Source organism: Bradyrhizobium sp. USDA 4510 (assembly GCF_054059095.1).
Genome location: NZ_JBSSBT010000001.1, coordinates 5,985,498 through 5,999,314, shown reverse-complemented (window position 1 = coordinate 5,999,314; position 13,817 = coordinate 5,985,498). Strand labels below are relative to the sequence as shown.

Genomic DNA, 13,817 nt, shown 5'->3' with positions numbered 1-13,817 from the left:
GGCAGGGCGTGGCCGGGCCGCCCGGAACTGCCGCTCAGCTCAGCCGCTGCAGGGTCGCCTTCGGGCTCTCGCCGAACTTGGCGCGGTAGGCGCTCGCCATCCGGCTCAGATGGGTAAAGCCGAGGTCGAATGCAATATCGACGATGCGCTCGCCCGGCCGCGCCGTCTTGAGGCGGGCGTTGAGATGGGCGAGGCGGATGTCGAGCAGCATCTCGGACACGGTGGTGCCGAAGTGACGGCGGAAGCCGAGTTGCAGCGCGCGGATGCCGGTGCCCGCGATCTCCGCGAGCTCGGCGAGGTCCATCGGCTCGGTCGCGCGGCTCTCCAGATAGGCGCGCACGCGTTTCAAGGCGGCCGGCTGGGCCTCGGTGCGGCCGTTGAAGACATCGATCGCCGAACTCAGGCTGTGCCGCTGCTCGTTGAGCAGCACATTGAGAAACGACTCGCGCCAATCGGCCGCCGCGACCGCCGACAAAGCCTTGCGCGGCCCGAGCTGCTCGGCGGCCGTGACAAGCTGCTCGATCTTGGCCGAGAGCGTCTGCCCGAGTGGCCCGCTCAGCGCGACGGCCGGATCGAACTCGACCGGCCTCACCGCCACGCCGCCAAGCGCCGCGGCGCGATGCTCGACCAGCTTGCGGTCGAGCAGCAAGATCAGCTGAGCGCAGTCGCCGCGCCAGGTCATCTCGGTCGGAATGGTCGGCGACAGCAGCGAGGCCGTGTGCCGTGGTCCGGTGGTGAGCTCGCGCGCGGCGGTCCGCACCGCGGCCGAGCCGGACAGCGGCATCTGCAGCAGGAAGAAGCGGTCGAGGCAGCCGGGATTGATCGCGACCGATCCGCCATAGGCGACATAGTTGACGGAGAAGCCGTCGAAGTCGGCGCAATTGTGATGCGCGGAGAAATCGCTCGCGGAATGATCGACCGGCGTCAGATCGTGCGGACAGAAGATGCGGCCGATCGCTTCCGCCGCGTCGTCGACGCGCGCCGTCGCGACGCGTGCGAAATCCTTGAGCCTTGCGCTTGCCGGATTTGCGCTTGCCGAAACCTCGTTGCCAACAGCAGTCACGCCGGCCGTCCGGAGTTGTTTGAGGTCTAAAACATCAGGCAGCCTAGAGCATCCCGCGGCAAAGGGGAACGCCGTTTCGTCGTGCAATCTGCCTGATCGGCGGTCAGGACGATGCGACGGCATTGGGCAGCAGCTGGCCGGCGCAATGCTCCCGCATTGCAGCATGAAGGTGCCGGGTGTGGATTCGTTTATCGGCTAGACAGCCTCACCGGCCGGCGACAGGCTCCGTGCCGGCACTGCGCATCAAAACTGGAGAGGCTGACATGGGCACGCTCGAAAAAGGCATTACCCGAACCGGCACCGGCTACGGCGGCAAGACCTGGAATATCCTGGGCCAAATCTACTATCCGAAGGCGGTCACCGACTCGACCTTCGCGTTCGAAACCAACAGCGATCCCGGCCAGTTCGTGCCGGTGCACATCCACCCGACCCAGGACGAGTTCATCCTGGTGCAGGAAGGCGTGCTCGACCTCAAGCTCGACGGCGTCTGGGTGCAGGCCAAGGCCGGCGACCTCGTGCGCATGCCGCGCGGCATCCCGCACGGCTATTTCAACAAGTCGGACAAGCCGGCGCGGGCGCTGTTCTGGGTGTCGCCGATGCAGAAGCTCGAGGCGCTGTTCGAGAAGCTGCACAATCTGCAGGACCCCGCCGAGGTGGTGCGTATCTCCGCCGAGCACGAGGTGGACTTCCTGCCGCCGGAAGCCAACGACTAGAGCATTTTCCACATGATGTGGATCATCTGGTGTATCCAGCATGCCTAAAGTAGTTGGCACACATCTGCGGCGCAAACGACTTGACGAGTTTGCCGATGAGTTTGAGCAGGGCTTGGACCGTGCGGGTGGCGCCTTTGCGCAGCGCAGCTTTCAACCGGGAGAAGGCCTGTTCGATCGGATTGAGGTCGGGCGAGTAGGCCGGCAGATAACGCACGCGGGCGCCGACAGCCTCGATCGCCTCGCGGACACCGGCGATCTTGTGAGTGCGCAAGTTGTCCATGAAGACGATGTCGCCCTTGCGCAAGGTCGGCGCCAGGACTTGCTCGACATAAGCCAGGAACGAGGGCCCATCCATTGCACCGTCGATGACATAGGGCGCCGTGAGGCCATCGATGCGCAGCGCGGCGACAAGCGTCAGCGTCTTCCAGTGACCATGGGGCACGCCAGAGACGAGGCGCTCACCGCGAGGAGAGCGCCCATAGTGCCGGACCATCTTCGTCGTGACCGCAGTCTCGTCGATAAAGATGAGGCGCGGTGCACGCAGCTTGGGCTGCTCGGCTTTCAGCGCGGCACGCTCGGCAGCGACGTCAGGTCGATCCTGCTCGGCGGCGTGCAGTGTTTTTTTTGAAGGTGATGCTGTGACGGTCGAAGAAACGCCAGATCGAACCGATGCCGGCCTTTTGCTTTCTCTGAGAGCGCAGACGCGCGCGGATCTCCTCGAGCGTCAGGTCCGGCTCCGCGGCGATCAGCTCGATCAGCCACTGCTTGTGCTGCTCCAACGGCGAGCGGCTGTGCCCGGTGCCGGGCTTGGCCTCAACGTTTCCGGTCTTCCTCCAACGATCCATCCATCGGATCGTAGTCGAAGCGCCGAGATTGAGAATGCGCGCAGCCTCACGTGCGCTTTCGCCGGACTCAACAAGCTCAACCGCACGCACCCTGAGGTCCTTGGAGTATCCCTTCGCCATCGCATGCCCCGCATGTTGTCGCGGGCAACACCGAATCTGATTTGCGTGCCCGTGGGAATCCCCTTTGACTGTTCCGATTCACCTCAACTGGAAACCGCTCTAGCCCGGCGGTCAAACAGACAATACGCACACGAGGCGGCAATCGCCGGAGCTGGACTCAGGCGATGACGGGGACGCGTGCGCTTAACGAAATTGGACCTGTTCATTCAATTCGGAGCGGTTTCATGGTCAAGCAGAAGCATGTGTGCGTCATCGGCGCCGGCATTTCCGGGCTCGCCGCCGGCAAGGCCTTTGCCGGTCGCGGCCACAAGGTGACCATCATCGAGCGCAGCGGCGATCTCGGCGGCGTTTGGGAGCCGGCGCGCTCCTATCCCGACGTGCAGACCCAGAGCCCGAAGGAGCTCTATCGCTACACCGACAAGGCGATGCCGGAGTCCTATCCGGAATGGCCGAAGGGTCCGCAGGTTCATGCCTACTTGCGCGACTATGCCCGCAGCCACGGGCTCGACGGCGCGATGCGGTTCGACACCAAGGTCGAGACCATGACGCGTCGCACTGACGGCAGGCCGGGCTGGACGCTGGCGCTGCGCTCGACCGACGGCGCCACCGGCCACGAGGATTTCGACTTCGTCGCGGTCTGCACCGGGCAATTCAACGAGCCGCAGGCCCTGCCGCTGGCCGGCGAGGACGGCTTCAAGGCGCAGGGCGGGCAGATCCTGCATTCATCGCAATACGGCGATCCAACGCTTGCCAAGGGCCGCAAGGTGGTGGTGCTCGGCGGCTCCAAATCGGCGACCGACATCGCGGTGAATGCGGTCAATTCCGGCGCCAGCGAAGTCACCATCGTGTTTCGCGAGCCGGTCTGGCGGATTCCCTATTTCGTCGGCGGCCTCGTCAACTTCAAGCGCATCCTCTACATCCGCGCCCAGGAGGAGATGTTTGCCAGCTGGGGCATCGGGCCGATGGCGCGCCTCGCGCATGTCGTGGCAAAGCCGTTCGTGTGGGCGAACTGGCGCGGGCTCGAGAGCATGCTGAAGATGCAGCTCAAGCTGAAGCAATGCGGCATGGTGCCGAAGGAGCGGATCGAGGACGGCGTCAACTGCTCGGTGCCGATCGCAACCCCCGGCTTCTATCCGATGGTCGCCGACGGCCGGATCAAGGCGGTGCGCGGTACCTTCGACCATTACGACGGCAAGACCATCGTGATGAGCGGCGGCCAGCGCGTCGCGGCCGACGTCGCGGTGCTCGCGATCGGCTACAAGCTCGGCGTGCCGTTCCTGCCCGAGGAGTATCAGAGCAAGCTGGTCGAGCCCGACGGGCAGTACCGGCTCTACCGGCTGATCGCCAATCCCGATCTGCCCGACATGGGCTTCGTCGGCTTCAATTCGAGCTTCTGCACCGTGCTGTGCGCCGATCTCGCTGCGAACTGGCTGGTGCGCTACGCCGACGGCCAGCTGGCGCGGCAGCCGAGCGCGGCCGAGATGCACGACAACATCGCGATGATGCTGAACTTCAAGCGCGTTGAGCGTCCGGCAGCGGGCGTCTATGGCGGATTGTGCGTCGCGCCGTACCACTTCAAGCATTTCGACGAGCTGCTGGCGGACATCGGCACCAAGGCGTCGCGCCGCAACCCGCTCGTCGAAAAGTTCACGCCGCCGGACGCCGACGCCTATGCCCGCTTCCTCGCGACTGCGCCAGCATACAGAGCGGTGGCGTAGAGCATCACGGGATGGGGGCGAGCAGCAAGGGCGCTGCGCTCCCTCTCCCCGTTCTTACGGGGAGAGGGTTGGGGTGAGGGGCCGTCCCCGCATCTGCGGTGATGGCTGCGTTTGTGGAGACTCCCCCTCACCCGGAACGCATCTAATGATGCGTTCCGACCTCTCCCCGCACGCGGGGCGAGGTGAAACGGAGGCCGCTAATCGCGGCCGGCGTCGAGGAAGGCCTGCGCCAGCCGCTCGGGGTTGGAGAAGCACAGCTCGTGGCTGCCCGGCACCTGGACCAGGCGGAACAGCCCGAGCTTCTCCGACAATCGCGGATGCCAGGGCAGGCTGTGCGGCATCGCGGTGTCCTCCGTGCAATTCACGTAGGATTTCGCGATTGGCATCTCGGCGGGATTGCTGCGCAGCGCGATCTTGTCCTGGAAGGTCTTCAACGGGTGCGGGTTGAGCTTGTCATAGGCGCGCTGCGCCGTCTCGAGATCGGCGTCGTTGATGAAGGCCTCGCGCCAGATCGGGAACGGCAGCACCACCGAGCCGTCGCCCCGCTCGGCATGAATGGCGTCGAACAGGCCGCGATAGTGCGGCGGCACCATGTCGTTGAGGCATTCGCCATTGTTCGGGACAAAGGCGTTCCAGTAGACGAGGCGGCGGATGCGGTTAGCGGCGGCGTCGGCAACGCCGGTGATGACCATGCCGCCATAGCTGTGGCCGACCAGGACGATGTCCTTGAGGTCATGCTCGGCGAGATAATCCACGATCGACTGGATCGCCTCGGCGAGGCCGGAGTCCTTCCGGTCGCCGGGACGGTTGCCCCTGATGGTCGGGGTGTGGACGGCATGGCCGGCCTTGCGGATGGCGGCCGCAACCGGCTCAAACTCGGCGCCGGTATGCCAGGCGCCATGGACGAGAACATAGGTCGACATGTTGTACCTCCCTGTCTGGATTGCCGCGTCCGGACGGCCCGGGATACGCGCAGGTTTCATCCGCTTCCTGATGGATATTGACCTGGATATTGACCTGGACCCGCGGAACGCGCTTGGCTGTGAGCGAACCGGACTGGGCTCGGAGTGAACTGATGCAGCAAATCGCCGCCGCGGATCGCTCGCGCAGGCTGAGCTGGAATACCGCGGACACGAGGCCCGGCGAGCAGTTCGCGTATTACCGCGAGGCGATCTGCCAGGCCTTCATGAACCTGACGCCGGAGCCGCCGGCGACGCCGGGCTTCCTCGCCCGCGTCGAGACCGTTGGGCTCGGGGATGGCGCGGTCAACCGGGTCAGCTTCCCGGAGCATGTCGTGCGGCGCTCCGCTGCCGACATCGCCGCGTCCAGCCGGCGCTGCTACTACCTCAATCTGAAGCTTGCCGGCCGCTGCCGCATCCAGCAGGCGGGACGCGAGATCAGCCTGTCGCCGGGGCAGGTCGGAATCTTCGACAGCGGCCAGCGCTTCGCGCTGCTGCACGACCGCGGCCCGGCGCTGCAGGTCGCCTCGTTCTGGGTGCCGGCCGAGGCGCTCGATGAACGGCTGCCGTCGGCGCCCGAGGTCGCGCCGGCGCGGGTTTCGGATGATCCCTTCGTCGGCCATCTCATCGCCGAGACGGCGCAGGTTCTGAACACATCCGCCCTCCGTGCTTCGGATGCGGACAACGCGCGGCTGTTTGGCGTGCTGCTCGATCTGGTCGCGCTCAGCCTGTCGCGCAGTGGTCGCGCAGGCGTCGGGGAGAGCGCAAGCCTTGCCGATGCGACCTGGCTTGCGCTGCGCCGTGCCGTGGACCGCAGGCTGCGCGAGCCCGGCCTCGGCGTTGCCGCCATTGCGGCTGCGATCGGCATCAGCGAGCGCTATGTCCACAAACTGTTCGAGCGCGCCGGCACGACATTCGCCAGCCATGTGATGGACCGCCGTCTCGACGGCGCCGCGCGCGATCTGAGGGATCCCGCGCTCGCCGGGCGCGCGATCGGCGACATCGCGTTCGACTGGGGCTTCTCCGACCTGTCGCATTTCACGCGGCGCTTCAGGCACCGCTTCGGCTGCACGCCGCGCGACTGGCGCCGCGGCTGACCAACGCTTCGGAAATCGCCATGACGCAGCCGTTCACCTACCAGGTCAGCCCGATGCGGGTCGTGTTTGGGGTCGGCACCGTCGCGCAGCTGGCGGACGAGCTCGACCGGCTCGGCATCAATCGCGCGCTGGTGCTGGCGAGCCGGCGGCAGCAGGCCGAGCTCGGCGATCTTGCTGACCTGACCGGCGGCCGTGTGGCCGGATTGTTCGACGGTGCAGTGGTGCACACGCCGGTCGCGGTGACCGAACATGCGATGGAGATCGTCCGCGAGCTCAAGCCGGACGGCGTGGTTGCGATCGGCGCCGGTGCCGCGACCGGCCTCAGCAAGGCGATTGCGCTGCGCACTGACCTGCCGCAACTGATCGTGCCGACCAGTTATGCCGGCTCCGAGATGACGCCGGTGCTCGGCGAGACCGTCGACGGCGTCAAGACCACGCAATCATCGCCCAAGATCCTGCCCGAGACCGTGATCTACGACGTCAACCTGACGATCTCGATGCCGGCAAAATTCTCCGCGATCTCCGGCCTCAACGCGATCGCGCACGCGGCCGAGGCGCTGTACGCGCGGGACGGCAACCCGATCACCTGGCTGATGGCGGAAGAGGCGATTGCGAAGCTTGCCTCGTCGCTGCCCAACGTGATTGCGCGTCCGCGCGATCTCGAGGCACGCGCGGACGCGCTCTATGGTGCCTGGCTGTCCGCCGTCTGTCTCGGCACCGTCGGCATGGCGCTGCATCACAAGCTCTGCCACACCGTCGGCGCGCTGTTCGACCTGCCGCATGCCGAGACCCATGCGGTGCTGCTGCCGCATACCATCGCCTACAACACGCCGGCCGCACGCGAGGCGATCGGCCGTGCCGCGAACGCGCTTGGGGCGGCCAGCGCCGCCGATGGCCTGTTCGATCTGTCGGCAAGGCTCGGCGCGCCGCGCTCGCTCGCCGAGATCGGCATGCCCGAGGACGGCATCGCAAAGGCGGCCGCGCTCGCCACCAAAAATCCTTACTGGAATCCGCGGCCGATCGAGGAGAGCGGCATCCGCGACCTGCTGAAGCGCGCGTGGTCCGGCGCGCGCCCGCAGGCCGGATAGATCAGACGCCGATCGCGTTGCGCGCGATCACGTCGCGATAGAACGCCGCGCTCAATTTCGGCACCCGGGCCTGGGTCTCGAAATCCACCCGGTAGAGGCCAAAGCGCTTCTCGTAGCCGAAGATCCATTCGAAATTGTCCATCAGGCTCCACAGGAAATAGCCGTGGACCGGGACCCCGTCGGCGGTCGCGCGCTGCAATTGGGCGAGATAGTTGCGCAGGAACATGATGCGGTCGAGATCGTAGATCTGCCCGTCCGGATGCACCTTGTCCTCACCGGACGTGCCGTTCTCGCTGATATAGATGCTCTTGATGTTCCACAGCTTGGCGGCGATCCGCGGCGCCCAATAGATCGTCTCCGGCGCGATCCGCAGCCATTCCGAGCTCATGTGCGGGAAGGAAGCCGGCATCGGCAGCGGCTTCCAGCCGGGGGCATGCTCGGTGGCAAGGATGTAGCATTGCGGCGCGTAGATGTTCAGCCCGACGAAATCATTGGGCTGCGAGATGATCTTCAGCTCATCCGCGGTGAATTTGGGCGCGTCCGCGCCGGCATATTGCAGGAATCCCTCGGTGTACCTGCCTTCGAGGACGACACCGAGAAAACCTGCATTGAGCACGCGGGTCGCGGTCTCGGTGGCGCGGATGTTCTCCGGCGTGTTGAAGGCGGGCACGCAGGCGGTGATGTTCTCGGCCGGCCCGACCCGCGTGCCGGCACGGCCTTTGGCGCGGATCGCCTGCACTGCAAGGCCATGCGCAAGCGCCACATGATGGCGCGCCTGGTTCACCTCGCCCGCCGGCAGCTTCAGCCCCGGGGCGTCGACGCCGAGCGCATAGCCGAAGGGGAGAAAACGTCCGACCTCGTTGAGGGTGAAGACGTTCTTCACGCGGTCGGTCAGTCGCTGCGCCACATAGCCGGCATAGTCGCCGAACGCCTTCGAGGTGTCGCGGGAGCGCCAGCCGCCGACGCGGTCCTGCAACGCCTGCGGCAGGTCCCAGTGATAGAGCGTGGCGTAGGGCTCGATGCCGTTCGCCAGCAGCTCGTCGACCAGACGGTTGTAGAAGTCGAGGCCCTTCGGGTTCGGCGTGCCGGTGCCGTCGGGAAATACCCGAGGCCAGGCGATCGAAAACCGATACGCCTTGGCGCCGAGATCCTTGATGAGGCGAACGTCCTCCTTGTAGCGGTGATAGTGGTCGTTGGCGCGGTCGCCGGTCGAGCCGTCCTCGATCTTGCCCGATGTGTGGGTGAAAGTGTCCCAGATCGATGGGCCGCGGCCGTCCTCATTGACCGCGCCCTCGACCTGGTAGGACGAGGTTGCGGTGCCCCAGACGAAGCCCGTGGGAAAGTTCGTGCCGTCCGGCCGCGACGCGCGGTTTGCAGCCTCGGCAGGGCCGGTCAAACCGAGCGCCGAGAGGCCTGCAAGGCCCGCAAACTGCCGGCGCGAGAACTTTCCGAACATTGCTGTCTCCCGTCGCCGAACGTTGCGGCTGGAATGCGGGCCGTAGGTTAACCTTCCATCCCGCCGTTGAGCAACAAGGGTCGGTGGGCCAAAGCGCCGTGGCGAACGGCGCACCAATCAATGCGAACCATTGTGATGTCAATGTCGCGGAGTTGTCAGTTTTGTGGCGACATTTTCTCTACTAGATTGCCTGCTACGTCATTCCGCAATGACATCCGAATATCCCCGAGATTCCCGTGAGCTGCGCGCGATGAACAAGCCTGCAACCCATGTCCGAACGGCGCTGCTGCGTTGTCTTGCCACTGCGATCGGCTTGGCTTTGGCGATGGCCGCAAGCGCGCATGCCGAGCAGACATTTTCGTTCGACCGCACGCCCGGAAAGCTGCCGAAGACGGTCGTCCCGTTGCATTACGCGATCGAGCTGACGCCTGATATCACGGGCCTCGCTCTGCCGGGCGTCGAGACCGTCGACATCGAGGTACGCGAGGCGACCGCGCAGCTGACGCTGAACGCGGTCAACACGACATTCGCAGAGGTCACGATCGATGACGGCGCGCAGCACGCGGAGGTCGCGACCGACGCCGCCGCGCAGACCGCAACGCTGACCTTCGCCAGGCCGCTTGCGGCCGGCCGCCACAAGCTGCGTATCGCCTTCACGGCGCAGATCAACAAATTCGGCACCGGCCTGTTCTCGGTCGACTACCCGACCAGGACCGGGATCAAGCGGATGATCTCCAGCAAGCTGGAGCCGGCCGATGCGAGGCGGATCTTCCCGTGCTGGGACGAGCCGTCGTTCAAGCCGAGCTTCGCGCTGACCGTCGTCATTCCGCGCAATCTGCTCGCGGTCGGCAACATGCCCGTGACCAGCGAAGAGCCGGTCGCCGGCGATCTCAAAAAGGTTGCGTTCGCGCCGACGCCGAAGATGTCGAGCTATCTGTTCGTGCTCACGGTTGGCGAGCTCGAGCGCGTCACAGCGGATGCCGGCGGCGTCACGGTCGGCGTGGTGACGACGGAGGGCAAGGGCGGGCAGGGCCGGTTCGCGCTCGACAGCGCGGTGAAGCTGCTCGCCTATTACAACGACTATTTCGGCGTCAAATATCCGCTGCCGAAGCTGGACCTGATCGCAGTTCCGGGCGGGTTCGGCGGCGCGATGGAGAATTGGGGCGGCATCACCTTCTTCGAGAGCCGGCTGCTGTTCGATCCCGCGACGTCCGCCGAGACCGCGCGGCGTGGCATCTTCGCCATCATCGCGCACGAGATGGCGCATATGTGGTTCGGCGATCTCGTCACCATGGCGTGGTGGGACAATCTCTGGCTCAACGAGGGCTTTGCCAGCTGGATGGCAACCAAGGCGTCGGAGCAGTTCTATCCAGAGTGGCAGGGCTGGCTGAACGGCTACGGCGCGAAGCAGTTCGCCATGGCGCTCGATGCGCGGCGCACCTCGCATCCCGTGCAGCAGCCGATTGCCGATCACAGCGAAGCGGTGACGGCGTTCGACGCCATCACCTACGGCAAGGGGCAGGCGTTGATCCGCATGCTCGAGACCTATCTCGGCGAACCGGCGTTCCGCGACGGCATCCGCAAATACATGGCTGCGCATGCCTACAGCAACGCGACAACAGCTGATCTCTGGCAGGCGCTCGAGAGTAGCGGCGGCAAGACCATCACCGGTATCGCCGCCTCGTTCACCGAGCAGGACGGCGTGCCGCTGGTCGTGGCCGAGGCGGCCTGCGATGGCATGGCGCAACGTCTGACCCTGCGGCAGGATCGCTTCGTGATCGCGCCGGCCAACAATCCGCCGCTGCCGGCCCGCAACTGGCAGATCCCCGTTGCGGTCGGACCGGCGCATGGCAAACCGTTCGACGAGATATTGTTGAAGGGGAGCACCAATATCACGGCCGGCGCCTGCGGCGATGCGATCAAGGTCAACCTCGGCGACGTCGGCTACTTCAGAGTCGAGTACGGCCCGAAGAACCGTGCGGCGTTGCTGAACGCATTCCCGCAAATGCAGGTCACGGACCGTCTCAATGTCGTCACCGACAGCTGGGCGCTGGTGCAGGCGGGCCGCGCGGAGGCGCCGTCCTATCTCGCGCTGCTCGATGCGCTCGATGCCGGTGACCAACGCGCGGTGTGGGACCAGGTGATCTCGACATTCGCGGCGCTGAACCGGCTGTCGCGCGGCCGCACCGAGCGGCCGGTGATCCAGGCCTATGCCCGCGCCAAGCTGCGCCCGGTGTTCGATCGGGTCGGATGGGACGGCGCCGGTTCAGGCGACGATGACACTGCGTTGTTGCGTGCAAGCCTGATCTCGACGCTTGGCGATCTCGGGGATGCAGCTATTGTGGCGGAAGCGAAGCGGCGCTTTGCGGGATTCGTCGATGATCCCAATTCGCTTCCGACCGCATTGCGCGATGCCGTCACGCATGTTGTCGGTGTGACCGCCGATCGGGCGACCTACGGCCAGCTGCTGGCGCTAGCGCGCAACAGCACGGCGACCAATGAACGGCTGCGCTATTATCTCGCGGCGGCAAGCGCCCGCGATGCCGAATTGGCGCGGGCGACGCTGGCGTTGACGCTGACCAACGAATTGCCCGACACGATCGTGACGGGGATGATCAACGCGGTTGCGTCTTCAGGCGAGCAGCCGCAGCTCGCCTGGGACTTCGTCCGGACTAATTTCGATACGTTGCTGGCAAGGCAGGGGCCGAACTTCCGCGACCAGTTCGTGCCGAACTTCATGACCAATTTTACCGATGAGGACCATGCGGCGGAACTGGCCGCGTTTGCTCCGTCGCAATCGACCACCGGCGGACGGGTGATGGTGGCGCGATCCGTGCAGGCGATCGCGATCTCGGCCGATCTCGCCGCGCGCGTGCTGCCCGCCGCCGACGGCTGGATCAGGGCGCGCAAACCGTGAGATCGCGAAGCAGTTTCCGGCGGCGCGCGATGCGGCTATGCTCCGTGCGCGGCATGCAATCAACGATGCGAGGCTGAGATGGTCAAAGGTTCCGATTTGCTGGTCGCGGCCCTCGAGAATGAGGGCGTGGAGCGGGTATTCGGCGTCCCCGGCGAGGAGAACCTCGACGTGGTCGAGAGCCTGCGCAAATCCTCGATCAAACTGATCGTGACCCGCCACGAGCAGGCCGCGGCGTTCATGGCGGCGACCTATGGCCGGCTGACCGGAAGGCCCGGCGTCTGCATGACGACGCTTGGCCCCGGCGCGCTCAACCTCACGACAGGCGCCGCCTATGCGCTGCTCGGCGCGATGCCGATGGTGATGCTGACCGGCCAGAAGGGCATCCTGAGCAGCCGGCAGGCCAAGTTCCAGATCGTCGACATCGTCAACACGTTCCGTCCGCTGACCAAGCTGTCGCTGCAGATCGTCAGCGGCGCGACCATTCCGACGCTGGTTCGCGACGCCTTCCGAATTGCGACGCAGGAACGGCCGGGGCCGGTGCTGCTCGAACTGCCGGAAGATATCGCAGGCGAGGAGACTGCGCCGGTCGAAATGATACCGCCGCATCCGATCGAGATTCCGATCGCGCACGCGGCTGCGCTCGATCGCGCCGCCGACATGATCCTGAAGGCGCAGCGCCCGCTGATCATGCTTGGTGCTGCGGCATCGCGTCCGCGTTCGACTGCCGGGATCGGCGATTTCGTGCGGCGCACGAAAATCCCGTTCATTACCACGCAGATGGGCAAGGGCACCGTGTCCGGCGGCACCAATCAGTATATGGGGACCGCCGCGCTGAGCGAGCGCGACTACGTGCACGAGGCGATCGACCGCGCTGACCTCATCATCGCGATCGGTCACGACACGGTCGAGAAGCCGCCCTTCATCATGGGCCCGAAGGGACCGCAGGTGATCCATGTCAGCTACATGCCGGCAACGGTCGAGCAGGTCTATTTCCCGCAATGCGAGGTGATCGGCGATGTCGGTCCGAGCCTCGAATTGCTGGCCGATCGGGTCGAGGGGAAGCTGCCGCATGCCAGCGCGCTGCTCAGCCTGCGCCAAAGCATTCTGGCCAAAATCACCGATCGCGCCACCGAGGGCCGCTGGCCGCCGACGCCGCAGCGCATCGTGCACGATGTGCGGCAGGTCATTCCCGAGGACGGCATCGTCGCGCTCGACAACGGCATGTACAAGATCTGGTTCGCGCGCAATTACCGCACGCTGCTCGCGAACTCGCTGCTGCTCGACAACGCGCTCGCGACCATGGGCGCCGGCCTGCCGTCGGCGATGATGGCGGCGATGCTGTATCCGAACAACCGCGTGCTCTCGGTCTGTGGCGATGGCGGCTTCATGATGAACTCGCAGGAGCTCGAGACCGCCGTCCGCCTCAAGCTCAATCTGGTGATCCTGATCCTGGAGGATTCCGCCTACGGCATGATCCGTTGGAAGCAGGCGGTCGACAATTTCCCGGATTTCGGCCTGACCTTCGGCAACCCGGATTTCGTCAAATACGCCGAAAGCTACGGCGCCAAGGGTTCGCGGATCGCGAGCACGGATGCGATCGTTCCGACCCTGGAACGGGCGTTTTCCGGCGGCGGCGTGCATCTTGTCGTGGTGCCGATCGACTATACCGAGAACAAGCGGGTGCTGGTCGACGAATTGCGCGAGAAGGTGCAGCAGATCGATGTGTCGTAGAGCATGATCCGGACCCGAAGGGCCGCGTTAGCGCAAAGTGCGAAGCGGCTTTCCTCGCGACAAACGCAAAGCGTTTGCGCGGAGATCATGCTCAAACAAGACGCTGAAGC

Annotated in this window: 10 protein-coding genes; 6 read left to right on the top strand and 4 right to left on the bottom strand. The window is 65.5% G+C overall.

Going from position 1 to position 13,817, the window contains the following annotated elements; translation table 11 throughout:
* Window positions 1-34: 34 nt before the first annotated feature.
* Window positions 35-1,063: an AraC family transcriptional regulator gene (locus tag ACVMDN_RS27930; RefSeq protein ID WP_076830671.1), complete on the bottom strand. Its 1,029-nt coding sequence runs from the start codon at window positions 1,061-1,063 to the stop codon at window positions 35-37.
* A gap of 263 nt (window positions 1,064-1,326) precedes the next feature.
* On the opposite strand from ACVMDN_RS27930, the gene ACVMDN_RS27925 reads away from it, so the two are divergent.
* Window positions 1,327-1,776: a cupin domain-containing protein gene (locus tag ACVMDN_RS27925; protein WP_057019245.1), complete on the top strand. Its 450-nt coding sequence runs from the start codon at window positions 1,327-1,329 to the stop codon at window positions 1,774-1,776.
* A 22-nt stretch (window positions 1,777-1,798) separates the two neighbouring features.
* Here ACVMDN_RS27925 and ACVMDN_RS27920 read toward each other — a convergent pair.
* A protein-coding gene (locus ACVMDN_RS27920) for an IS630 family transposase (protein WP_141343507.1) occupies window positions 1,799-2,741 on the bottom strand; the annotation gives its coding sequence in 2 pieces (ribosomal slippage) (window positions 1,799-2,401 and window positions 2,403-2,741; 942 coding nt in all).
* Between the two features lie 224 nt (window positions 2,742-2,965).
* Here ACVMDN_RS27920 and ACVMDN_RS27915 point away from each other — a divergent pair.
* Window positions 2,966-4,459 (top strand): flavin-containing monooxygenase, encoded by a 1,494-nt coding sequence (locus ACVMDN_RS27915; RefSeq protein WP_076830680.1) that lies wholly within the window; start codon window positions 2,966-2,968, stop codon window positions 4,457-4,459.
* Between the two features lie 197 nt (window positions 4,460-4,656).
* Here ACVMDN_RS27915 and ACVMDN_RS27910 read toward each other — a convergent pair whose 3' ends face one another.
* Entirely contained in the window at window positions 4,657-5,382 is a 726-nt protein-coding gene (locus ACVMDN_RS27910) for an alpha/beta hydrolase (RefSeq protein WP_076830681.1), read from the bottom strand.
* 152 nt (window positions 5,383-5,534) lie between these two features.
* Between ACVMDN_RS27910 and ACVMDN_RS27905 the strand changes: the two genes are divergently transcribed.
* Together ACVMDN_RS27905 and ACVMDN_RS27900 are read left to right on the top strand one after the other, a co-directional pair.
* Window positions 5,535-6,515 carry a helix-turn-helix domain-containing protein gene (locus ACVMDN_RS27905; protein WP_076830683.1) on the top strand — a complete coding sequence of 327 codons (981 nt, stop codon included), beginning with the start codon at window positions 5,535-5,537 and terminating at the stop codon, window positions 6,513-6,515.
* A 20-nt stretch (window positions 6,516-6,535) separates the two neighbouring features.
* A complete protein-coding gene (locus tag ACVMDN_RS27900; RefSeq protein WP_076830686.1) occupies window positions 6,536-7,603 on the top strand; it encodes a maleylacetate reductase in 1,068 nt (355 codons plus the stop codon).
* A gap of 1 nt (window position 7,604) precedes the next feature.
* On the opposite strand, the gene ACVMDN_RS27895 is transcribed toward ACVMDN_RS27900, so the two are convergent.
* The gene (locus tag ACVMDN_RS27895; protein WP_456834827.1) at window positions 7,605-9,059 is read right to left on the bottom strand and encodes a GH1 family beta-glucosidase; all 1,455 of its coding nucleotides are present in this window, start codon (window positions 9,057-9,059) and stop codon (window positions 7,605-7,607) included.
* A gap of 250 nt (window positions 9,060-9,309) precedes the next feature.
* Between ACVMDN_RS27895 and ACVMDN_RS27890 the strand changes: the two genes are divergently transcribed.
* Together ACVMDN_RS27890 and ACVMDN_RS27885 are read left to right on the top strand one after the other, a co-directional pair.
* Window positions 9,310-11,976: a M1 family metallopeptidase gene (locus ACVMDN_RS27890; RefSeq protein WP_076830691.1), complete on the top strand. Its 2,667-nt coding sequence runs from the start codon at window positions 9,310-9,312 to the stop codon at window positions 11,974-11,976.
* Window positions 11,977-12,054: 78 nt separating this feature from the next.
* Complete coding sequence (locus ACVMDN_RS27885; RefSeq protein ID WP_076830695.1) at window positions 12,055-13,707, top strand: acetolactate synthase large subunit; 1,653 nt, start codon at window positions 12,055-12,057, stop codon at window positions 13,705-13,707.
* Window positions 13,708-13,817 lie beyond the last annotated feature (110 nt).

Excerpts from the sequence above, each read along its gene's own strand:
- ACVMDN_RS27925 (WP_057019245.1), top strand. The coding sequence starts at position 1,327 with ATGGGCACGCTCGAAAAAGGCATTACCCGAACCGGCACCGGCTACGGC.
- ACVMDN_RS27915 (WP_076830680.1), top strand. The coding sequence starts at position 2,966 with ATGGTCAAGCAGAAGCATGTGTGCGTCATCGGCGCCGGCATTTCCGGG.
- ACVMDN_RS27910 (WP_076830681.1), bottom strand. The coding sequence starts at position 5,382 with ATGTCGACCTATGTTCTCGTCCATGGCGCCTGGCATACCGGCGCCGAG.
- ACVMDN_RS27905 (WP_076830683.1), top strand. The coding sequence starts at position 5,535 with ATGCAGCAAATCGCCGCCGCGGATCGCTCGCGCAGGCTGAGCTGGAAT.
- ACVMDN_RS27900 (WP_076830686.1), top strand. The coding sequence starts at position 6,536 with ATGACGCAGCCGTTCACCTACCAGGTCAGCCCGATGCGGGTCGTGTTT.
- ACVMDN_RS27895 (WP_456834827.1), bottom strand. The coding sequence starts at position 9,059 with ATGTTCGGAAAGTTCTCGCGCCGGCAGTTTGCGGGCCTTGCAGGCCTC.
- ACVMDN_RS27890 (WP_076830691.1), top strand. The coding sequence starts at position 9,310 with ATGAACAAGCCTGCAACCCATGTCCGAACGGCGCTGCTGCGTTGTCTT.
- ACVMDN_RS27885 (WP_076830695.1), top strand. The coding sequence starts at position 12,055 with ATGGTCAAAGGTTCCGATTTGCTGGTCGCGGCCCTCGAGAATGAGGGC.